The organism is Candidatus Brachybacter algidus (assembly GCF_016707225.1).
Lineage (GTDB): Bacteria > Bacteroidota > Bacteroidia > Chitinophagales > Saprospiraceae > Parvibacillus > Parvibacillus algidus.
Genome location: NZ_JADJID010000001.1, coordinates 1418684 through 1444128, shown reverse-complemented (window position 1 = coordinate 1444128; position 25445 = coordinate 1418684). Strand labels below are relative to the sequence as shown.

The 25445-nt window shown below is 34.9% G+C and carries 11 protein-coding genes and 1 pseudogene; 7 read left to right on the top strand and 5 right to left on the bottom strand.

The genetic code is table 11. From position 1 onward, the window contains the following. Window positions 1-1218: 1218 nt before the first annotated feature. Both IPI15_RS20125 and IPI15_RS05780 read left to right on the top strand, forming a co-directional pair. A pseudogene (locus tag IPI15_RS20125) lies at window positions 1219-1893 on the top strand (response regulator transcription factor). 29 nt (window positions 1894-1922) lie between these two features. Beyond that, window positions 1923-2987 (top strand): sensor histidine kinase, encoded by a 1065-nt coding sequence (locus IPI15_RS05780; RefSeq protein WP_287401331.1) that lies wholly within the window; start codon window positions 1923-1925, stop codon window positions 2985-2987. 396 nt (window positions 2988-3383) lie between these two features. On the opposite strand, the gene IPI15_RS05775 is transcribed toward IPI15_RS05780, so the two are convergent. From IPI15_RS05775 to lolA1, 3 genes are read right to left on the bottom strand one after another with little or no spacing between them, the layout of a single operon-like run. After that, complete coding sequence (locus IPI15_RS05775; RefSeq protein ID WP_287419467.1) at window positions 3384-3995, bottom strand: hypothetical protein; 612 nt, start codon at window positions 3993-3995, stop codon at window positions 3384-3386. Window positions 3996-4005: 10 nt separating this feature from the next. Next, window positions 4006-5508: a GH3 family acyl-acid amido synthetase gene (locus IPI15_RS05770; protein WP_287419465.1), complete on the bottom strand. Its 1503-nt coding sequence runs from the start codon at window positions 5506-5508 to the stop codon at window positions 4006-4008. A gap of 44 nt (window positions 5509-5552) precedes the next feature. Further along, window positions 5553-6239, bottom strand: a complete 687-nt coding sequence (lolA1, locus tag IPI15_RS05765) for an outer membrane lipoprotein periplasmic chaperone LolA1 (RefSeq protein ID WP_287419463.1) — start codon at window positions 6237-6239, stop codon at window positions 5553-5555. A gap of 492 nt (window positions 6240-6731) precedes the next feature. On the opposite strand from lolA1, the gene IPI15_RS05760 reads away from it, so the two are divergent. Continuing rightward, window positions 6732-8576, top strand: coding sequence for a DUF4153 domain-containing protein (locus IPI15_RS05760; RefSeq protein WP_287419462.1), 1845 nt, complete (start codon window positions 6732-6734; stop codon window positions 8574-8576). 266 nt (window positions 8577-8842) lie between these two features. On the opposite strand, the gene IPI15_RS05755 is transcribed toward IPI15_RS05760, so the two are convergent. Next, entirely contained in the window at window positions 8843-10981 is a 2139-nt protein-coding gene (locus IPI15_RS05755) for a S9 family peptidase (protein WP_287419461.1), read from the bottom strand. Between the two features lie 118 nt (window positions 10982-11099). On the opposite strand from IPI15_RS05755, the gene IPI15_RS05750 reads away from it, so the two are divergent. The 3 genes from IPI15_RS05750 to IPI15_RS05740 all read left to right on the top strand — a co-directional run bounded on the left by IPI15_RS05750 (window position 11100) and on the right by IPI15_RS05740 (window position 23537). Further along, a complete protein-coding gene (locus tag IPI15_RS05750; protein WP_287419460.1) occupies window positions 11100-12005 on the top strand; it encodes a YitT family protein in 906 nt (301 codons plus the stop codon). A 998-nt stretch (window positions 12006-13003) separates the two neighbouring features. Continuing rightward, window positions 13004-13495, top strand: a complete 492-nt coding sequence (locus IPI15_RS05745; RefSeq protein ID WP_287401321.1) for a hypothetical protein — start codon at window positions 13004-13006, stop codon at window positions 13493-13495. A 10-nt stretch (window positions 13496-13505) separates the two neighbouring features. Further along, the gene (locus IPI15_RS05740; RefSeq protein ID WP_287419459.1) at window positions 13506-23537 is read left to right on the top strand and encodes a T9SS type A sorting domain-containing protein; all 10032 of its coding nucleotides are present in this window, start codon (window positions 13506-13508) and stop codon (window positions 23535-23537) included. 132 nt (window positions 23538-23669) lie between these two features. Here IPI15_RS05740 and IPI15_RS05735 read toward each other — a convergent pair whose 3' ends face one another. After that, a complete protein-coding gene (locus IPI15_RS05735; RefSeq protein ID WP_287419458.1) occupies window positions 23670-24287 on the bottom strand; it encodes a DUF697 domain-containing protein in 618 nt (205 codons plus the stop codon). A gap of 172 nt (window positions 24288-24459) precedes the next feature. On the opposite strand from IPI15_RS05735, the gene IPI15_RS05730 reads away from it, so the two are divergent. Next, complete coding sequence (locus IPI15_RS05730; protein WP_287419456.1) at window positions 24460-25407, top strand: magnesium transporter CorA family protein; 948 nt, start codon at window positions 24460-24462, stop codon at window positions 25405-25407. Window positions 25408-25445: the final 38 nt, after the last annotated feature.

The window sequence follows — 25445 nt, the reverse complement described above, 5'->3', positions numbered from 1 at the left end:
GATTTCTTCATTGGATACTGAACATTTACCAGAGGAGCCTTGACCAAAAAAGGGAAGAATTATTTAACGTATAAAAGTTGAAGGTCTGCATTAGATAAAATAAAACCTTAAACTCCCACTGCCTTCAGACACATTGCACTCATCTCTTCGGTCAATGCAGCTGGATATATTGATTTTATAAATCATTTGTGCATAACCCATATAAATTGGACATTTGGGTTACATCCTTATGATAGTGTAATGCAAGGCTCCCGCATTGAAAGTGAAATGATTAAAAGCTTGGCTAAATAACATCAGGTCAGTTTAGAATTTGATGCTGTAATTATCATCCGTGGTGGGGGTCAAAGGATCTTTCCGGATTTGATAATTATAATCTAAAGCACAGAAAATTGCTAATTATCCAATTCCCGTTTTTACTAGGTATCGGACATGATATTGATATTTCAAGTCTTGACCTGTCGCACAAATATTTTAAAACTCCTACAGCCGTAGCTGAATATTTTATTGAAAACTATTAGTAGTTTCCTTGGCGAAGTTCACGATCAGGTGAAAAAGGTCGAATATAAAGCAGAACGCTTTTACTCATATAAATTATGGATTTAAAATCCATATTGAATAATTTAAGAAAATGCATCTATGATAAAATAACTGATTCAACTACAACCTGGATAAAATAAAGGAGAAATCTATATAACCGGGCCCAGATAAAGATTAATCATTCACAATTTTCTATAGAATCAATCAAGCAAAATAAACCTGCAGAATCTTTAGAAATTTTAGAAGAGGGATATGTTATCGTAGTTCAAAATAATAAAAGATAAAACCGTCAAGGATTTTGACATATCTAAACTTGTTGACTTAAACTTTTGCAGATGGTGTAATAAAAGTAAAACACTAATATGGCTAAAAACAGAATTTTCTTTCAACGAAGCAATGGAGGAATTAAAAGTATACTTACTAGGATTGAGAGCGAAGATCTTGAAAAGATGCGAGTCCTGTGCCTCATTAATAGAGAGCAAAGGAGCTTCAGATTATTTGTCAAGAGAAATTATAACGTAAGTGCAAATTATCATTGATGATGATAAGTAGTGTAATGACTATTTATAGTGAAATTTCTTGAAACTTAACTATAACTTGCTACAGGACCGGTCATAGACATGACTATAGAAATGTACTTTTACATTCCAAATAAAGTCTATGACGCAAACGATAACACAAATGGCTTCAAGAATACTAATTGTGGATGACGAAGAGGATATCAGAGAGATGTCAATTCGATCCTTCGAAAGAAGGTTACGTAGCAAGTTGCAAAGAGTGGTAAGGAAGCAATTAAAATTGCTGATGAATTTCTTCCCGACCTAATCGTTCTTGATCTCTTGATGCCGAGATGGATGGTGTCGAAGTGTGTAAGATACTACGACGGAAGAATTACACAATGATACAATTATAGGCATTTTAACGGCACGTGTTAAAGATTACACACAAGTAGCTGCTTTGGATACAGGAGGAGATGACGTTATCTCCAAGCCAATTAAACCAATGGTATTGATCAGTAGAACAAAAAGCACTACTTAGAAGAACGACTAATTCGGAAGGGCAAAGTACACAAGTTCAATTTCAATTATCAACTTAACCATTAATCGCGAACAACATGTTGTAATGAAAGATGGTCAAAAGATAGACCTTGCAAAGAAAGAATTCCAGTTGTTAAACCTTATGATCAGTAAAACGGGAAAGGTCTTTACAAGAGATGAGATTTTTAGAAAATATGGGGAAACGATGTCATAGTTAAGTATAGAACCATTGATGTGCATAGTTAGAAAGATTCGTGAAAAAATTGGAGAAGAAATAATTAAGACCGTTAAGGGAATTGGTTATAAATTTGATTTTTGATCAATTCTTTATTACTTTATAAATTTGCAATGTTTAAAAATCTGACTCCACGTCAAATAGCCATTTTCTGTTCAGGAGTCCTAACGCTGATTATACTATTTATTCTAGTTATTCTACAATTATTTTCATTTTACAAATTTGATTTTTTTGTTTGGCCGATACTGTTTGTTCTAATCAGTACAGCTTCCTACATCGTTATTCTTTTTTTTCTAAATAAATTTATTTATAGAAGAATAAAGCTTATTTATAAGATCATTCATGACAAAAAAGTGAGTCTTAGTAAAGACAAGATCCCAGTCAAAGATATTCCAGAAGGGGCCTTGAATGATGTTAGTGCAGAAGTGGATCAATGGGTTAAGGACCAACAAACTACCATAAAGAATCTTCAAACACTTGAAAGCTACAGAAGAGATTTCCTAGGTAATGTATCGCATGAATTGAAAACTCCTATATTTAATATTCAGGGATATGTACATACTTTATTAGATGGCGCAATTGAGGATAAACAGTTGAGCTATAAGTACCTGGATAGAGCTGCAAAGAACATAGAAAGGCTGCAAACCATAGTTGAGGATCTTGAATCAATATCAAAGTTAGAGCTTGGCGAACTTGTTTTGGAGATGTCAAAATTCGATATCAAAATATTGACAGAGGAAGTATTTGAAGAATTAGAACTTTTGGCAGAGGAAAAAAATATCAGATTGAAGTTCAAGGAAGGTGCTTCCATTGGATACAATGTTTTTGCAGATCGGGAATATATTCGCCAGGTTTTGGTTAATTTGATCAACAATAGCATTAAATATGGAAAAGAAGGCGGCGTATCAAAAGTCAGCTTTTATAACATGGAAAATTATATCCTGGTAGAAGTTGCAGACAACGGGGCCGGAATCGAGAAGCAAGATCTCATAAGAATATTTGACCGTTTTTACAGAGTGGATAAAAGCCGAAGTAGGTCAGCTGGTGGCTCAGGTCTAGGGTTGTCTATCGTAAAGCATATCATTGAAGCGCACCACCAAAGTGTAAATGTCAGAAGTACGCCCGGGGAAGGGTCAACATTTAATTTTACACTACAAAAATCTAAAGGAAAAGTATAAAGTGGGTTAAATTAGGAGCATTTTGAAAAATACTTTATCCCAAAAAGAATAAGTGAAAGTGAAATGATCCCTTTTACAGTAAAGAAGATTAAAACTCCAATACCTGCTTTCTTGGCATTACTTTTACTAAATATCTTCACTTTCCTTTTTTAATCTAATTATTGGTGGGATTGCAGTAATTTTTTACACAATTATAAAAGCTTAGATGGGTTCCATACTTTGAAAATAACATTTGAGGAACATCGATACTATGAAGTTCCATCAATCTACTCACAATAATTTCTTTATTCATTTCAGGGGTTCTCATTTTAAGAATAACTTCATTTTCATAAATATGTTCATTGTGTCAAGTATAAATCGATTCCAAAGGAAAAAAGTTAGGTTCATGCTATTAATTTACTTATAAAAATTTATTGGTGCAAAGCATATCGCCTTCCGGATCAGCATAAGTAGATATAATTGACAAGATACTTTACATATTATTCTCCTTCTTTCTGGCACAGGTTTATCATCTAAAATACCACTGGATTCATCCACTTTCATTTCTAATACTGGCCGATCACCATCTGGCAGAATAGCTAATAGCTCATCAAATACTTTATTGTAATGTTCATGCCTCCAGAATGGAATTAAATCCATACCCTGTATAAGAACTGCCTGACCACGCACTGTTCCGGCAGCATAAAGTTGAAAATACTTTATATGGCTTGAAGTAAATGATGCTACAAAGCCACTCGAAGGAACACTGTCGATTAATACGCGTATTGGCCTATATTTAAAATCAGGCGTCTGCTGCATTTTACTGATCATGTCGAAAAGCACATTTTCAATATTACTTTTATCCATGTAAAGCCATGATAAGGTAAAATTACCACATTCGATTTCGTACTTAGAAACTAGTTCGCATTTTTCAGGAACATTGATCTTCTTTCCAACGAATTCCAATTTCTTTTGAGCAGTCAGAAAAATAGGAATTAAAATAAATAAATGGATTACTAAATATTTCAAATGATTAAAATTATAAATTATTAATTTGAGTCAGGGCATCCGCAATTTTCCTATCGTTTGTTAACCTGGGTACTTTGTTCTGGCCTCCTAATTTGCCGTTTTGTTTCATGAAAGTAATAAAAGTACCTTTTTTTAAGGGTCGTAGTTTTAACTTCTGTAAAATATGACCTTCTATTAGATCCTTATAGTAAATGTTTTTTGCTGTCATTTGTTGATCTAAAAGATCTATAAATGCATTAATGTCTGAAGGTTCCTGATCAAACTCTATAAACCATTCATGATATGGCAAGCCTCCTTCAGGCGGATTAACCTGAGGAGCTACTGAAAATTCTGATACTTTACAATCAAAACTAGCAGAAGTAGTAAGTAAGGCGTCTTCAACCTCCTTAGCAATGACATGTTCTCCAAAGGCAGAAATATAATGTGCTACCCTACCTGAGAAAACAATTTTGTATGGGTCTACCGAAATAAAAGTAACAATGTCCCCGATATTGTATCCCCATAGCCCTGCATTGTTATTAATTACTAGAGCATATGGAATATTTGTCCTAACACCCTCAAGAGGAAGACGAGGCGGATTATGTTCACCAATCCTTGACGATTCTATAAATTCAAAATATATACCACTATTTGTATTGAGCAACATACCTTCATCACCTTGCTCGTCCTGAAATGCAAAAAAACCTTCAGATGCAGGAAATGTTTCGACTGAATCAAGCTTTTTTCCAAAAAGGTTTTCAAGTGTATTTCTATAAGGGCTGAAGTTGACACCACCATATACAAAAACACTCAGGTTTGGAAATAAATCGATAATACGTTCTTTACCTGATTGCTTTAGAAGTCTTTCCAAATACATTTGAACCCATGGAGGTATACCACTAATAAGGCTCATGTCCTTATGAATAGTTTCTTTTACGATAGCATCAACCTTGGTTTCCCAGTCATCTATACAGTTGGTTTGATAGGACGGTACCTGGCTTTTACGGAGCCATGCAGGTATCTCATGATTTACTATGCCAGACAATCTTCCTACCGGAATTACACCATCCAAATCAAGAACAGGAGAACCGGAAAGGAAAATCATTTTTCCATCAAAAAAGCTGTAATTCCCACTCCTTGCAGCATAATTTAGTAAAGCATTTCTGGCAGTGCCAAAATGATTAGGCATACTTTCCTTAGTGAGGGGTATATATTTAGCACCCGAAGTAGTTCCAGATGTCTTAGCAAAATATTTAGGCTGCCCGGGCCATAATACATCACTATCACCAGATTTGATCTTCTCTATATAAGGTCTGATCAATTCATAATCAGTTAAAGGAATAATAGAAGAAAATGTAGCTGCTGACTTGATGGCAACAAAATTATTTTCCTTACCGAATAAGGTATTTTTAGCGGACTTTACTAAATTTTGCCTGATAAATTCCTGATCAGCAACAGCTGTCATCTTCCATCTGTCAACCTGCCTTGCCACAGCGTTTGCAAAGGGCTTAATTAGCTTTGATTTAAACTTCATCTATATGCTGTGTTGTTGAAAATCTGATTAAAACTAAATAAATTTTAGTTAACTCTAAGATCTTCTACATTGTACCCTGGATACTTAGCTTTGTTAAAGGTAAATACTGTTGCAGAACCTGGCTTTCCAAAAGTAGTTTTAGAAACGTTTAAGGTATGTCGGGAACCATCTTTATTAAATATCTCCATGGCAATTAATTCTCCGGTAGGTTTATTGACTGTGATTCTGGCTTTAGAATATTCCGTGCCTTTTTTGACCGGCTTACATTCAATAATTTGAACTTGTTTGCCTGATTGTGCTCCATCAAATGTAACCGCTGCTACAAAGTTTTTTTGATCATATTGTGAAATAAAATCTGCAGGATTGACAATACCTTGAGAGCTGCCCTTGACGTAGTCGTTGATTTGGACTTCTTTTTGCTTTTTATTAATGAACCAGACTGTTTTGCCATCATTGATGATACCCATATCTTTAATGTCAAGATTAAATTTAGTGCCCAGTTGCGTCATCGTGCCTTTTTCAAGTCTGGTGCTTTGACCTGGGAATTCCATTTTCAGGGAAAAAACAGAAGTAATTTGTTGGGAAGCGGATGAATATTTGGTTTTAATTTTATTCAATGTTGCGACTGCTTTGGCATCTGAATCCTTAGCAGTGGAATAAGTATTTTTTTGTGCTGTTAAGCTTAAAGATGTTATAAATATTACTATTAAAGAACAAATAAATCGATTCATATTATATTTTTTTAAGGACATGCGACCTTTTTTGAAAAATAGCTGCAAAGATATAAAAAATTGAAACAGACAAAATTCCTTTCCTCAAAATCCATATCATTGATGACACTTTAACGGTATTTTATGCTTAATGATTCATAGAATATAACAATATTTTGTTAAGGTTTAGTAGAGAGCTACCATAATGTCGAATGATTTAACATTAATATTAATTCAATCTTAGTCATCTATAATCATCTTATTTATGAGATTGCTTTAATTTTAAATCAATTATGTGCTTATAACAATTTGGATATACATGCCTCTAATCTCATCCTAAAGTATATGTTCTATTAAAATGGAGTCAAGCTAATTCTGTTTTTTCGATTCAATCGTAACGAATTTTAGCTTATTCAATTCGTTTGAAATCTCTTTTTTCAAACATATCATCTTGTGAAACGAAAATTGAGTATTTTACTTAAAATCGATTACTTTTAAATAAAAATTAGCACCATGAGCAGATTTAATCTTTCGCAGATCTTGAATAGTCAAATTAATATTATAAAGGTCGTATTGAGAAGGTTTTATTTAGTGGCTTTTAGCGCAATATTATTAACTTCCTTATTGCTATATTTTAGTGAATATGAGAATACCCTAAGTGACGATTCTGAGTCTCTGATCACCAGACTCTGTCTTATAACAGCACTGGCAATACCTTTTTTCTTTTCGTTGCATTTATTTGCAGAAAAAAATAAATTTAATATCACTAAATACTTAATTGCCATTTTGCTCATCTCAAGCATTCTTGCAGCTTATTGGTTCAGCTTAGCTAATTTAGGTGATTTTGTGTGGTATAATAAAAGCGCAGCAATAAGGTTTGGGGCATTATTTCTCGCAGCGCATGGTGCTATTTCAATAAGCATCTTTAATCGATATTCCCAAATTGACAGCTTCTGGCAATTTAATAAGCATCTTTTATTAAGAATGTTAACTGGAGTTTTTTATTCCGGCGTGCTTTTCTTAGGTATAGCAGCAGCTTTTGCAGCGATGGATGCACTTTTTAATGTGAATATTGAAAGCACAACTTACTTACAGGTATTTATTATTTTATCCTGCCTTTACAATACTTTTTTTGTACTGGGTGGCGTAAAAGCACCATTGACCGCTTACGAAGTATCGACAGAATATCCAAATTCTTTAAAGATCTTTACCCAATTTGTCCTTATCCCATTAATGTTACTTTATTTAGTTATTCTTTATGCATACATGCTTAAAATTATTGTACTATGGTCATTGCCGAAAGGATGGGTATCCAATTTAGTACTATGTTATTCAATAGCAGGTATTCTTGCATTTTTGTTAGTTTACCCAATACGTGAAGAAATAAATTCGAAATGGGTCAAAACTTATTCAAGAGTATTTTATTTTGCACTCTTACCACTGATCGTTTTATTACATATAAGTATTTGGACACGTGTAGCAGATTATGGTATTACCATAGAAAGGTATATCATCTGCGTTCTGTCCTTGTGGCTAACAGGTATAACAGCTTATTTTTTAATATCCAAAAAGGATAATATAATTCTTATACCAATGTCATTGGCAGCAATTTTCTTACTTTCTACATTTGGGCCGTTGGGGTTCGAAGGGTTGAGTAAATACAGCCAGTTCTCACGACTAAAAAGTGAACTTCAAGCAATGGACATTTGGGATGGTAATAAAATAACACCAATGCCCAAAGGCGCAGTGTTCAATGATTCAATAGCCTTTAAGGTAAATGATATTAGCTCATATCTTATCGAAATGAATGGGTATAATTACATGAATAAGTTCAATTATGGGCCTTGGAATAAGCTAACAGATAGTCTTAACAATAGCAAAGACTTATATTTTTACTCCATTTCAGGGCTATATTTGAATAAAATTAATTTAGATCCAAGCAAAATAAAATGGACCCCATACAGTGATCCACAATATATCCAAAATACATCTTTTTATTTGTCTGTCAATGATTTGAATAGTTCGTTTGCTATTAGAGGTTATGAATCGATGTATCCTTTAAATATTTACGATAATCCAAATGGAGTGAAGTTGGATAGTCTTATCATTGGCCTGCAAGCCAATAAGATAAATATAAAATTTGGTAGCAATGATATAAAACCTATCGACTTAGCTCCTTCCATACAGCCATTAATTTATGATTGTAGAAATGGTTGTCCCCCTTTGACAAAACCGATTGTTATTGATTACAGCGATAAGGGATTAAATTTCAGAATACTCATAATTAATTTATCTGGAGATAATAAAGATAATTTACTTAAAATAAATTCTGTCAATGGCTATTTGTTAATAAAATAGATTTTTATCTGCTTAGTGATTCATAGGTGATGTGCGATGAGTGATGGGCAATAGGTAATGGGTAATCGAATTACTATTACCACATATTTTGTAGCAATAGAACTCCTTTATATAAAATTGGACTTTTTATCACCTTATCACCTTATCACCTTATCACCTTATCACCTTATCACCTTATCACCTTATCACCTTATCACCTTATCACCATGAGAATCAGCCAGCTCTCATTTACCAATTAATACTGACCACTACGCACTATCCAACTCCTATTCCTTTATGCCTTCTCTGTCCAGCAGAAAAGCATACTCCATTGCAGTTTCTTTATACCTTTCAAACCTTCCACTTGCGCCACCGTGACCCGTGGTCATATTGGTGTACAAATAAATTGGATTATCTCCTTTTTTCATGGCTCTAATTTTTGCTACCCATTTAGCTGGTTCCCAATATTGTACCTGGCTATCATGAAGACCCGTTGTAACTAACATTGCAGGATAATTTAACTCAGCAACATTGTCATAAGGTGAGTAAGATTTCATGTAATCATAATATATTTTATTTTTTGGATTTCCCCACTCATCGAACTCACCTGTGGTAAGTGGAATGGATTCGTCCAGCATAGTACTAACCACATCTACAAAAGGCACAGCTGCTATAACGCCATTAAATAATTCGGGAGCCATGTTAATTACTGCGCCCATCAATAGTCCACCGGCACTTCCGCCCATAGCATATAAATGTTCTTTGGATGTATATTTCAAATCAATCAACCCTTTAGCGCAATCTATAAAATCGGTAAATGTATTTTTCTTTTTAAGAAGCTTACCATCTTCGTACCATTGTCGACCCAACTCCTGCCCTCCCCTAATGTGCGCTATTGCATATACATAGCCTCTGTCCAACAGTGATAACCTGACAGATGAAAAAGATGGGTCAAGACTAAAACCGTAGGATCCATAAGCATATAAAAGTAAGGGATTGCCAGAATCTTTCTTTCTATCTTTTTTGTATACTAGTGAAACAGGGACTAATGTACCATCCGTGGCTTTTATTTCTAGTCGCTTGGAAATGTAAGCATCTTTATCATATCCTCCAACGATTTCCTGCTCCTTTAATAATATAGAATTTTTAGTTTTTAGATTGTATTCAAATATTGATGTAGGCACCGTTAGTGAAGTAAAATTATATCTGATCTTGTCCGTATTGAAGACATAATTATCCACCAAGGAAGCAGTGTAAGCCATTTCATTAAAATCTATATAGCAATCTTGCTCATGGTCCAGGAGCCTTAATTTAACTATTCCCCTGACACGTTCTTCAATTACAATAAAATCTTGAAAGCAATTTACTTCCTCTAATAGAACATCATTTCTATGCGGGATCTTTTCAATCCAGTTAGTCACCGAATAATTTTCGATTGAAGCTGTCATCAATCTAAAATTTAAGGCATGGTCATTAGATGTAATATAAAAATAACAACCATCATCAGTTACAGAATATAAGTGGTCTCTCACTCTGGGACTTATTATGTTAAATATAGAATTAGAATTATCTGCGTCACAATAGCGGACTTCTGAGGTAAGAGTGCTGTATGACCCTATATAAATGATTTTATTAGATCTGGATTTATAAATACCTACATTGAAAGTTTCATCCTTTTCTTCAAATAACAATTCATCTAGACTATGATCCTGCCCTACTATATGTTTATAAACGCGTTCTGATCTAAGAGTTTCGGGATCTTTAGCTACATATAGAAATGCTTTTCCATCATTAAACCAGACAATTGATCCGCTGGTATTAGGTATTGCTTCATCGTATACCAAAGTATCATAAATATTTTTCAATTTGATAGTATACAATCTTCTTGATACAATATCCTCACTATAAGCGGTCAAATTATTATCAGGACTTACTGTTATGGAACCGATAGCATAGTAACTCAGTCCGGATGCCATAACATTGGCATCAATGATAATTTCTTCTTGAGCATCAGAAGTATCTATTTTACGAGAATAAATTGGATATTCCTTTCCCATTTCATATCTGGTATAATACATGTAGTCGTTTTTGAGATATGGAACTGACATATCCACCTGTTTTATCCTACCTGTAATCTCATTATATAACCTATCTTGAAGATCCAAAGTATGGGCTAAGCTGTTCTCCCTATATGCATTCTCATCATTGAGGTATGAAATCACCTCTTTATCTTCACGTTGATTTAACCAAAAATAATTATCTTTTCTGATGTCGCCGTGGATCTCAAGGATTTTTTCTCTTTTGGAAGCCACTGGAGGAGTATTTGATCTGTTTTGATCATTCATATTTTTATCTGGTTGAGCATTAATTTTAAAAGAAAGAATAATAAAAAACAATATGGATTTAATCAAATATATCCTTTTCATACTTTCAAATTTATAATTCCAAAGGTAATTTAGTAAATTAGAATTTATCATGAAATATCAAAATACTTTGAATTTACACATATAAATAATACTTTCACCACAATCAAAAATAAATAAAATGGCAAAGGCCAATAAGATTGAAAGAAAAAAAATAAAGTACCCACTTGGTTCATTTGTAAAATCCATAATATTTATAGGTATTGGAATATTCAGTGCAGGGTTTGGTCTTGAGAGTTTTTTAGTGCCAAATGGGTACATAGACGGTGGCATAACTGGGATTTCACTCTTAGTTAAAATCTTTGCTGAAGATGTCCCTTTATCATTATTGATAGTAATATTTAATACACCTTTTATCATACTTGGTTGGAGGCAAGTGAGTAAGATATTTGCAATTAAAAGCATATTAGCTATTACGGGATTGGCTTTAGTTATCCAATTTGTCCATTTTCCTATTTTAACGAAGGATCCTCTACTTATCGCATGTTTCGGAGGTTTGTTTCTTGGAGTAGGTATCGGATTTGCGATGAGGGGAGGTTCTGTTTTGGATGGAACAGAAGTATTGGCAATATTTATTAGCCGGCAATCAAGAATTTCCATTGGCGATATAATCCTTATTTTCAATATAATAATTTTCATAACTGGTGCATACTTACTCTCAATTGAAGTAGCAATGTATGCCATACTGACTTATTTTGTTGCTTCAAAGGCCATAACATATATAATAGAAGGTATTGAAGAATACACCGGAGTTACAATTATTTCAGATGAAAGTGAGAAAATAAGAGAGATGCTGGTGCATGATTTGGGGCATGGGGTCACGCTTTATCCTGCTAAGAAAGGATTTGGGAAACGAGGAGCTGTAGAATCTGATAAATTTGACGTAGTTTATACTGTAGTAACAAGATTGGAAATTTCAAGGTTGCAGGATGGTATTAATCTCATTGACCCTAATGCCTTTCTGATAATGAATAGTATAAAAGATACCAAAGGAGGCATGATCAAAAAAAGGAATGTTGTTCATTAATTTCGATAATTGTATGAATTTAGTTCAATATATAATTGCTCCCAAAACTTGAAAACAAGTATCATATTGGCCGATTATTTTAATAAATTAATTGTTGAAATAATACTAAAAACAAGAATATTCTCTCCTATTTATTAATAATTTTCTTAATATAACTAGCTAAATATTACATATTTATATAAATTATTAAAAAATAAATATGTCAATTTATATCTTTTCTTTTTTCAATAAATTTGAAATATTTTATCACAATTCAAGAAAATAAAGAAAATTTATTCCAAAAATGACTCTTTTTTTTTCATTTTTATTTGGGTTATAAATCACTTTACGCATTAGATAATATATATTATATATACGATATATTAGTTAATATTCAATAATTATATAAATATTATAGATATTGATAAATAATAATTATTAAAATATGTAAATTCTTTTAAAATAAATTTGATTCTTTGGCACGGTTTTTGTGTATATTATTTACATTTGCGCTCAAGATTTTTTAGCACACACTGAACTTTCAAAATCGATCTTAATCTACTTTCAAAAAGTTGATATGAGTTTAAGACATTTTTAATCTTTTTTATTTGGAACTTGACCATTTATTTGAATTTAATAAATTTGAAATATTATCGGTTTTTTTCCATAATTGGTTACGTCAATTATTTAAACTATTACGTAAGTATAGTTTAATGTCTGACGAGTATTACCATGTAAAGTTTCTGTTGTGTTAAAGATTTTTATTTAACCATATTTAACACACACACATTGAAGAAACTATTTAAAAACATTTTCAGGAACACATCATAATACTATTGGAATCATTTCTCCAATTTTAGCACCATTGACTAAAGTTGTCAGTTCCTCCAATCCAGATAATTTAATTTTGTGAATTTGTAGTTTTCATGATTTATCATGTGACTAATAGTCATTTCTATGTCTAATACTTTCGAACGCAGATATTAACTAATTTTTTTTATTATAAAACCATATTTAACATGAAGTATTTAACCTTTCTATTATTCCTTTTAGGGGGATTCCTCAATCACGTCGAGGGTCAAACTATACAGGATTATGGTACTTATGTATCATCATTAATGAATTCTGGAGATCCTAATCAAATATTAGAAGGACAGAGAGTTCAAAACTACTCTACGGGCCTTTATCCATCTACTTATTTTAGTGAAAAAGGTATTAACACTGTGGGAGCGAAGAGAAGTAAAAAACTCATTTCTGATATTGGGTCTTTGGATCTTACAGGTTATGATGATGCAACTATGCAAGATGTTGAAATGATCGTTGTTTTAGTACGTAAAGCAGATCAGATTGGTAGTGGCCAGATATCACAAGAATTAAGATCTAAAATGCCTAATTTGAAAAATATAGTCATTATAGCTGAATTCCCCTCTGTACCAAGCCAATTTACGACAATACTTCCACCAGCTTCAAGTGGATATGTAGCCCTTCACAAAGTATCAATCACCGAATAATATCAATGAAATGAAAAAATTTACACACATTTTAGAAAATAACAAATTGTTCAGAAATCTCATTCTGGCAATTTTTGCGTTAGCACTGACAATCCCCAGTGCTCAAAGTCAGTTATTGGTGGATTTCACCAAAGTACCTGATCAAATATTTAGTATCAAAGGAGATTATACGATGCTTGGTAATACAAGTTTAATTCGTGTCAATTATTCTGATGATGGACAAAACGGTAATAATGATATGGGTTATGTTGACATCGATGGCGATGCAGATACCTGGAACTCATCAACTGCGGCGTTTGATTATTCAGTTCAAGCTGGAGCGGATCCTAATTGTACGAAAATTTTATATGCAGGTCTGTATTGGACTGGTAGAGCAAACAATGGCGGTGTCGCAGGTAATACTGTAGATGCCACCAGAACGGTCAATGGCGTTGTCCAAAACAGGACTTTTACTAAGAATCAAATTAAGTTTAAGGCTGCAGGGGATTCTTACCAAACTATTGATGGTGGTTTTATTTATAACCCACCAGTAGATTACTACCAGATTTATTCATGTTATGCTGATGTAACAGAATATGTTAAGGCACATGGAACAGGCAACTATACTGCTGCAGACATGGCTTTGGTTCAAGGAAATGCTGACGGTGTTGGTTATTTTGGATGCTGGTCTTTAGTTGTAGTTTATGAGAACTCAAAAATGAAAGATAGAGATATTTCTATTTTTCAAGGACATGCATTTAACTCAAATTCAAATATAGTCGATATTCCTGTTACAGGTTTTCAGGCTGTTCAAAGTGGTGATGTTAATGTAAAAATTGGTTTCTTAGCAGGTGAAGGTGATAGAGAATTGACAGGTGATTATGCTAAGATTAAACAATTAAATACAAATAATTATATAAGCTTAGTTCACAGTACTAACGCAACTAATAATTTTTTCAACTCGTCTATAAATACCGGAGGGAACTATAGATTGCCTCAATATTTAAATAACAATGGTATTGACATAGCCATGTTCAATCTTGATAATGGTAATGATAACGACCCTAATACTCCTGCTGTAAACAGTGTAATTGCGAACGGGCAAACAAGTACAGTCATCAGAGTCGGAACAACAAGTGATGTATATACACTTTCAGTCCTTGTTTTTGGCGTAGATGCTTATAAACCAGAAACTGATGAAATTATTACGTTAACTGCTATTAATGGGGTTGCACCTGTCTTACCATATACATGCACCCCAGGACAAGAATTGTCATACAAAGTTGAAATTAAAAACAAAGGTTCTGAACCTATTAAGCTTTATAAGCTTTCAGTTCCAATTCCTTCTAATGCAGATTTTGTGCCAGGTAGTGTTACTAAGACATTACACCCTTTGGTTACTAGTACTAATACTCCACTTCCTGTTTATAACAGTGTTACAAGGACTTTAGATTGGGACTTTGGAAATCTTCCTTTGCATCCAACTGATTTAAACACTATTCTGGCATCATATACTTTCAAACTAAAAGCTACTACAAATTGCTTTGTATTAAGTGGTTCAGGTTGTAATCAAAACATTCCTGTAACAGGTGTAGCTAATGGAACAGGTGTAATAACAAATACTAACATTGTAAACCAATCTTACATTTTGGGCTATAATGCTAGTGGTCCATGTTCAGAAGAAGTTATAAATGGTATTATCAATGTTGCTATCAATGGAAATGCATATGTTGGAGCCAATTGTGATCTTGAAACTCAGGATGGCATTTTGAATCTCGATATACCTGCCAGCGGTTCAGGTTATGCTATATCTAATATATCAGTTCTATATCCTCCGGGAACAAAATTCTATAGTGCATATCCTGTAGTTGCTGGTACTATTGAATATACAGCCGGCAATCCTTTTCCAGCTGTTGATGGTACTGTTAAAACATATTATGCTGTGCCTCCGGGTAACAACTCATGCGGTCTTAAAATTATTTTGACATGTAGCAATAATTGCGCATTCACTGTGACTTGCGGAAATCAGCCTCCTTCAACTAATTATAGTTGTTCGTTACCGATTCCTGCTGCAGTGACTACAATCGCAGCTTTTAAAACTACTTTTGGGGCTACTATTGGAAGTAATCCATGTTTTACTGTTAAAATGCAAGTTATTGAAGATGCAAGTTTCAACCCTTGCACTTCAAATGGATACACCAGAACTTATAAGATTTACCAAGATACAAATGGTGACAACATGCCTAGCGCAGGAGAATTATTTGTTGATTGTACGAAAACTTATATCTGGAATAAAGATAATACTAAGCCTGTATACTCTTGCGATCCTGCTGTGCCAATTTTCGTAGGGTGCAAGTCAGGTACACCGACTGCGGCGGATGCAATTACAGCAGCCGGATTCTCTGATAATTGCGGGGCACCAACAGTAACAGCAGTTGCAGGTGCCACCTCTTCTGGTACTGGTTGTAATAAGTTCCAAATTTGGACAGTTTCAGCTATTGATGCTTGTGGAAACAACGCTTCAGTAGTTATTACATTAAAATATTATAATGATAGTGTAAAACCAGTATTTACTAATGGTTGTGCAAATTCACTGATAATTTTACCTTGTAATTCAACACCGACAGATGCTATGGCATATGCGGCGGTAGGAGCTGCTACGGATGATTGTGGAACACCAACCATGTCAATAACAAGTACAACACCAGGTAATACTTGTACTAAAACAAAAGTTTATACCGTAAGAGCAACAGATGCTTGTGGTAATTTTGCCACGTGCGATGTTACATACAGATGGAAGTCTGACGTAACTAATCCTGTATTCTCAAGTTGTCCGAATGGCATACAAATATTACCAGGTACAACGCCACCAACTATGGCTGATGCTATTGCAAAAGCTGGTAATGTGACAGACAATTGTGGTGCCGTAGTAATGACTGCATCTTTTGCCCCAGCTACCGGTACTTCTTGTAATATGCAACAAATATGGACTGTGACTGCAACAGATTCTTGTGGTAACTTTGCTAATTGCGCAGTTACAATTGGATGGGGATCTGACCCTTTAGCACCAATATTCGCTGGAGGATCAAGTAAAAACAAAAATTTAGGTTGTAATCCTCCTGCCATCACTGCTGCAATCGCAATTGCTGAAGCTGGTTCAGTAACTGATAATTCAGGTGCATCTCCAATGTTATCAGCAAGTGGCGGAACTGTTGGAGGAACAGCTTGCGCAAGAACACAACAATGGACTGTAACTGCAACTGATGGTTGTGGCAATTCTGCCAGTTTTGTAATCAACTATTCATGGAAAGAAGATCTTATAGCTCCAACTTTTGCGAATGTAACTGATACTACAAAAACTAATCTTGGATGTTTAGGTGTTGGCGGTGCTACAGTAGCTCAAGCAAAAGCTGCTGCAGGTGCAGTAACTGATAACTGTTCTTCAAGTGGAAATATTACTGTTACTGCAGTTGGTGGACCGATCACAGGTGAGTGTCATAAAGTGCAAACTTGGACAGTTACTGCTACTGATGAGTGTGGTAATGTTAAAATTAAATTGGTTGATTTAAAATGGTCATTCGACGATCAAAATCCGGTATTTGAGCATTGCCCGGTAGGTATTATAGATTTAGGATGTAATCCTGTAAATCTACCTACAGGAGCTGGATTGCAAGATTCAGTAAGCATACTTCCTGATAATTGTGGTCAAGTATCAATAGTTGTAACCGCAGGACCTATCACAGGAACATGCAATAAAATGCAAACGTTTACTGTTACTGCAAAAGACAACTGTAATAATATCGCTACTTGTAGCATTACTTATAAATGGAAATCAGATCTACAACCTCCAATGTTTGCAAGTTGTCCATCGAATCCAATAGTATTGGCTCCAGGGCAGCAACCAACACCAGCAATGGCGCAGGACGCAGTCGGTGCCATTACTGACAATTGCACATCTACTAATAATCTTGTAATAACGGTTACGTTAGAGGTTCTTACAGGTGATTGTGGTGAAGTCAAAAAATATACTGTAAAAGCAGTTGATGAATGCGGCAACATGAATTCATGTGTTGTGACATATACACAAACTGGAAGTACTGAACCTCCTGTATTCACAAATCCTCCAGCAGGGCCTATTAACTTAGGTTGCAATCCTTCTACCCTTCCGAACGCAGCAATGGCAATTTTGAATGCTGGACCTGTGACTGATGATATCAGAGTTCAAGATGTAGTAGCGACCGCAGGTCAAATAACTGGTACATGTGTAAAAACACAGAATTTTACAGTAACTGCATCTGATGATTGTGGTAATATGACTCCAATTACAGTGACCTTTACCTGGAAATCTGACACACAGAAGCCAGTTTTCGCTAATTGTCCTCCCGCAGCTATTTTGGTGACCAATATGAATTTAATAAATGATGCATATGCGATTGCTCAAGCTGGAACTCCAACAGACAATTGCAATATTGCTTCGATCACAGCTAGTCATACTAGTTCAGATGGTCCTTGCGGTCCTACTCTAATTTACCAGATACTAGCCACAGATGATTGTGGTAATACAGCAACTTGTAATGTGGTTTTCAAAACTAACAATGGTTCTAATCCTCCTACATTCTCTAACTGTCCTTCAGCTCCAATCTATTTGGGTTGTAATCCACAAAACCTTCCGACTGAGGGTGCTGTAGCGGAAGGTGCAGGTAACCCTGAAGATGATGGTGAAGTTATTTTCGTTGGTGTTGAGGCTGGACCGATCACTGGAGATTGTAACAAAACTCAAGTATTCACTGTAACTGCTATTGATGATTGTGGTAATTCTGGATATTGTATTATTACTTACAAATGGAAAGTAGATACTGATAAACCTACATTCCCAGAAATTCCTTTGACTCCTGTAAATTTGGGTTGTAACCCGGCTACATTGCCTACACCTGCATCAGCTATTGCAGCTGCTGGTAACATTGCAGATAATTGTGACATCGACAATGTAACAGCTGTCGGTGGTAACATAACCGGAACTTGCCTTCAAACGCAAACTTTCGTAATCACAGCAATTGATAAATGTGGTAATTCTGCGCAGGCTTCCTTAACATTCGTTTGGAAAAATGATACTAGAGCTCCTACGTTTGCAAACTGTACCGGAATTCCAATTAATCTTGGATGTAACCCTGCTGTGTTGCCAACGAAAGAAATGGCTTTAATACAAGCAGGTGCTACAGGTGATGATTGCGCTATTGATACTGTTATCTCAGTAGCTGGTCAAATCACAGGGACTTGCACAAAATCACAAATATTTTTGGTAACGGCATATGATGAATGCGGAAATACAACCGAATGCAGTGTAACATATACTTGGAAAGCTGACACACAGTCTCCGGTATTTGTAGCTTGTTCAAGTGCTCCTATTAATTTGGGATGTAACCCTACATTATTGCCGAATTCCGAAAATGCAATACTTGCAGCAGGTGCTACTACTGATAATTGTGGTGGAAATATTTCTGTAACTGCTACGCCTGGAACTATATCAGGAGATTGTGTTAAATCTCAAACTTTCACCGTAACAGCAATGGATGAATGTGGTAATTTTTCAAATTGTTTCGTAGTGTATAATTGGTCGACTGATAACACACCACCAGTTATAACTTGTCCATCTGCTATAAGCAATCTTAAATGCGCTTCAGAACTTCCTGCAGCTTATGTTAACCTTGCGGCATTCACTGCAGCTGGTGGTTCAGTTTCTGATGGCTGTTCAGCTAATCCAACTTTTAGCTTGTTTAGTGAAGTAATTACGCCTGGTTCATGTGTAAATAAATTTACAGTGACTAGGGTTTATAAGGTTGTTGATGCTTGTGGCAATTCTGCAACTTGCACTCAAATAATTACTGTCAATGATAATGTACCGCCTGTCATCACTTGTCCTGCTCCTATAAATGTAGCATGTGCCGGTGATGTTCCTGCTGCGAATCCACAAGGAATCGTTGCGACGGATAACTGCACAGGTACAGTATTAGTGACATTTGTAAATGATGTGATAAGCAATCAAAGTTGTGCAAATAAGTACACAATTACCAGAACATACTTGGCAACTGATGTTTGTGGCAATTCAACGACTTGTACACAGACAATTACTGTCAATGATAATGTTCCACCTGCTATTTCTTGTCCTCCTTCTATTAGTGGACTTGAATGCGCTGTCGCTGCTCCTGCGCCATATGCCAATGCTGCTCAATTCGTAGCTGCTGGTGGTACAATCAGTGACAATTGTGTTGGTACTATAATTGTTTCAATGACCAATGAAGTTTCGGCTCCAGGAATTTGTGCTAACAGCTTTATTTTGTCTAGAACTTATACTGCGACTGATGTGTGTGGTAATTTTGCATCATGTGTCCAAACTATTACAGTAGCGGATATGACGCCTCCAACTATTACATGTCCTGCCAACCTTAATTTAACTTGTTCTACAGAAGTTCCTGCTGCTAACATAGCTTCAGTAATTACTTCAGATAATTGTGCAGGAATAATTACAGTAACTGTCGCAGAGGATGTAATCTCGAATCAAACATGTTTGAATAAGTTTACAATCAATCGTACTTATACAGCTACTGATGCATGTGGTAATGCATCTAGCTGCACTCAAGTAATAGTAGTAAATGACAACATACCTCCGGTTATGACTTGTCCTAATGATCTTCTACTGGAATGCGCTACTGAAGTACCTGCTCCAAATGTTCAATTAGTTCAAGCTTCTGACAATTGTGTTGGAACAGTAGTAGTTACACATGTTGGTGATGTTATAGTAGACCAGGCTTGTGCCAATCAATTTACCATTGAAAGGACCTATAAGGCAACAGACGTATGTGGTAATTTCACTACTTGTACTCAGTACATTAATGTAGCAGATATTACTCCTCCTACGATTACTTGTCCGCCAAATATTACTGTGACGTGCGGTTCTGATGTACCTGTTCCTAGCATATCTTCAGTGTTGACTACTGACAATTGCGTAGGTGTAATAACTGTTGCATTCATAAGTGATGAAATAGTTGATCAGATCTGTGAGAACAGATACAAAGTCATTAGAACTTATAGCGCTACTGATGTCTGTGGTAATACTTCCACATGCAGTCAGACTATAACAGTCTATGATGATGTAGCTCCATTAATTTCAATTCTAGATCCAATATTTGCTGATGTAGAAAATGGTGGAACTATTACTTTGCAATGTCGCGCTTTGATTGAAGGATGGGAATTACCATCGTTAACGTCAAATGAAATTTCTTCACAAGATAATTGTGGCGGTTCAATCATATCTATGAATCAAACAGTTACAAATGGTTCATGTGAAGAAGATGGTTACTTTAAAAGTATTTTTGTTGAAATATTAGCGACAGATTTCTGTGATAACCAATCTTCATTTAGTTTTACAATTCATATTGTTGATGAAATACCTCCGGTTTTCACTGTTTTACCTCAAGATGTAACAGTATCATGTGCTAATTCTAACCTAACATATGATGTACAGGCTACCGATGAATGTGAATGTGCAAACATTAGTTTCGTTGATAACATCATCAATGGTGCATGTGCAGGAAGTTATACTATAAAAAGAGTATATACAGCTAAAGACTGTTGTGGTAATATGTCGTTCCATACACAAACTATTAATGTAGTGGACGATACTCCACCAGTATTAATACCAACATTTAGTGTTTTGGCTAATATAGCACAAGGTGATACTTTGACTTCTTATTGTGGTCAACAAGAATTACCTGAATGGTTATCATTACCAGCTGATCAGTTAATTGGTATGTCAGATGGATGTTCAGCTGCTACTTCTATGGGTTTTGATATCAAAGAATCTAATGAAAATGCATGTTGGTTATATGGTTATTCAAAACTATATACAATCACATACTCTGCAATGGATGCTTGTCAGAATCAAGCTCAATTTATTTTCTACATCAAAGTAGTAGATACAATTGCACCGAAATTGATCAGCATTAAAGAGTTCATATGTGATGATGACAAGAGCTGGCCGGTAGCGATCGATGGTTGTTCTCAATTAACTTACGATTATACCGATGCTCCTGTTGCAAACGAATGTAATAATGGAACTAACTATATCAGAACATGGACCATTAATGATGCATGTCAAAATACAACTTATGCTACTCAATATGTATTGACAAATGATTATGTGGCCCCTAAACTGGATTTCATAAATCCTGATTATGCTAATGTAAGCAATGGTGATACTATTTCTGTAGAATGCAGCAAGTGGAATGATGTTAGCAAAGCTACGGCCTTGACTTGGATAGAATCTAAAGATGATTGTGACTTTTTAACTGTAGATTTCAAATCTTCAAGAAAGCAAGGAAATTGTGCTTCTGATGGGTACAAATCATTGATAGCTTATGATTGGACTGCTATTGACTTCTGTGGAAATGAATCAGAATTTAAAGTTTACTTTAAACTTTCTGATAATACTCCTCCAGTATTTAATACAAACGCTCCTATGATCTCTGTAGATTGTGAAAACAATATTCCTCAGGTAAAAGCAACAGATGATTGTTCAAATGTAACTTTGAAAGTAGTTCGAAATAAATTTGAATTAGGTTGTCCAAACAACTTCACGTTGGAAGAAACCTATACCGCGACAGATGCTTGTAATAATGTAAGTACTTTCTCAAGAATTGTTAATGTAGTAGATACAACTGGACCAATTATTTATGTTCCTGATGCTGTATGCGTTTCTGATCTTGGAAGTCTGACTCCTATTGCTATGGATTATTGTACCAACAAACCGGTTCAGTTAAGCATTAAGATTGACAACACTACGATCAATTGTAATAATTCACAGTATTATACCATCACTTATTCTGCATCTGATTATTGTGGTAACACAACTACTAAGGTTCAGAAAGTGATTCTTAATGATAATACTCCTCCTGTATTGTATTTTAGTTCTGATTTTATGAATAAATATCAGATTATCAACAATACTATATACACTGGTTGTACTGACTTCGATGCTTTCATAGCTGAGATAGATGCTTCAGGAGCAATTGTAGTAAGTGACGAATGTCTTGAGACGATCACTCCTTATTACGAGAATGAAGCCGGTGAAACTAAGTGTGAAGGTGCTCTTATCACGAAAGATCATAATTTCACATGGACAGCAACTGATGCTTGTGGCAATACTGACCAACTACACCTGAAAGTAATTTTACAAGAAAGCAATGAAGTTGATTTTAGCTTTATTGGTAAGGATACTACAGTATATTGCAATGAGACAGTTCCACTTCCGAGTATTTTACCTACATTGAATTGTACACAAGTTTCTCTTGGTAGTATTGTCAACATAGGTCAGGCTACTCCTGATGGATCTTATCTTGAAACTAGAGTCTTTACTTACACTAACTTGTGTGGTGAAGAAGTAAGTTATACGCAAGAGATTAGTCACTTGACGACATCAGATCTTGCTTGTAATATTATTATCCCTGAAGAAGTTGGATGTAATTCATCAAATAACATATTCACAGTGAATGTGACAGGTGGTGATGGTCCATACTACTATAACTGGGAAATTCTGAACGGTTTCTGTCATATAGTTGCGGGTCAAAACACTCCAACTGTTCAGATCTCAATTTCGTTCAAAACATTATTCCTTAAGGTAACAGTTACTGATTCTAGAGGATGTCAGACACAGTGTGTTATTGAAGTAGATTGTACACTTGATGGATCAACTATTGTTGTAGTAGACCCTGAATTAGTGGACATTTCTAAACCAGTAGTTCCTGAAAATCTGATCGAAGATTATACATTAAGACCGAATCCGACAAGCTCTCAAGTTTATCTTGAATTTGATGCTGATGCGGCCGAAGAAATTACTGTTAATATCTCTAACCAGTTTGGTAAACCAGTTTATCATAAAAAAATGAACTGCTCAAAAGGATTTAATTCACAATTGCTAGAGACTAGCAGTCTTCCATCAGGTCTATACCAGGTGAGTCTGATCTCAAGTGATAAACTCAAAACGTTACAGTTAATCAAGGTTAAATAACTTTTAACCTTAGTTAAATATGGGAGAAAGGGGTCTGTAAAAGGATCCCTTTTTCAATTTTGGGGATGTAGTAAAAAAATAAGCCGGTACAAAATTGCTCTTGTACCGGCTTTTATTTTTAAAAAAAAATGATTAAACTCCAACATTTTTCATTACTTCAGATTTTAGCCTTTCATAATCCTCATCATTTATAGCCCCGGAAGCTTTCATTTCGAAAAGTCTCTGGAGTGAATCAAGATAATCATCCGTGGTTTCAATTTTATTAACTAAAGGTGCTGATTCCTTATTTTCTTTTTTTATCTTTTCGGTATAAGCCTTACCTTTTTCAAATTTCTCGTTATAAAAATTCTTGAAACTAGCCCAATCAAAATCTAGAAATGTTCCGCCTTTATTGAAATGCCTTTTGAAGACTTCCCCAACTGCATATGTGGAAGCGCCTGATAATGCAGAGACCGCGACACCCCCAACTATTGTCCCAATCACAGGAATCATCTTGGCTAACATTCTTCCACTTAATCTGGCCAATCCACTAGATGTCAATGCTAAGATTGCCGCTTTACCTTCAGTCTCTCTGAAGTCAACTTCATATAGTTTTGATAATCTGCGTATCATTTCCAATTGAACAGCTGTGACAGCCATAAAATCCGCTATTGGTATAGGTATCAAACCTGCACCTGAAGCAAATATGACAGAATTTCGAATGATCGCATCTGCTTGTTTAGCAATGACTTGTTCCTCGTTATTTTCCATTTAGTTTTTTTTACATAACGTCATCTAATTATATCATCGTTCCCATTATCGACAGAATTATTCATTTAATGGATAAATACACTCTTTTCTTGGTAGGTTAAGGGTATAAGTGTACATTTGCACCTAATATTATATTTAATCATTAGAATAAGATAAATGGAACCCGATAGGCATGATTCGATACTATACAAAGCAACATGGAGAGTTGATAGGGTTGACGGATTATGCTGTTCACTGCTGGATCAACATTGAACCACCATTTTCACATGAAGAACTGGAGGACCTTTCTTCCAAGCTTAATATCCCTTTAGACTTTTTTACAGACCCTTTAGATATTGACGAAAGATCCCGTTATGAAAAAGATGGTCCGATTCGGTTAATCGTTATGAACTCCCCAATATTAAACGAAACCGATAAAGAGAATGAATCAATATATGTCACTGTGCCAATTGGTATCATTTTTTCTCCTGAAACTGTTATCACCATTTGTTCTCATGAAAACCCTGTTCTAGAATTGTTCCTGGAAAATAAAATCAAGCATTTTGATCCGGCTAATATGCAGCATTTCATTCTGCAAATTTTGGAACAAAATGTATATCGCTTTATTTCATGTCTTAAAAAATTGAACTTAAAACGGAACCTTTTGGAGCAGGAATTATATGATTCTTCCAGAAATAGCGAGTTATGGCAAATGCTCAGGATCGAAAAGAGCCTTGTATATTTTGTAAACTCTCTAAAGGCAAATGAACTCTTAAAGGTCAAGATGAAAAGGATAGATTTTCTAGGATTAGGATTGAATGAAGAATTGGAGGAAATTTATGAGGATTTGATCATCGATAATAGTCAGGCGCTTGAGATGTCAAACGTTTATACTGTCATTACAGGTAGTACGATGGAGGCTTTTGCAAGTATTATCAGCAACAACATGAATGTAGATATCCAAAGACTTACCTTTGTAACGATTATGCTAATGGTGCCTACCATTATTACAGGATTTTTCGGTATGAATATCCCACTACCTTTCTCCCACAATGAGTATGGGGCAGTATTCATACTTATATTTTCCTTTATTGTTGGATTTGGACTAATCTTATTTCTCAATAAGAAAAAACATCGTTAACATATTAATGGTGAACCATTTCCCTTCAAAATAATTAT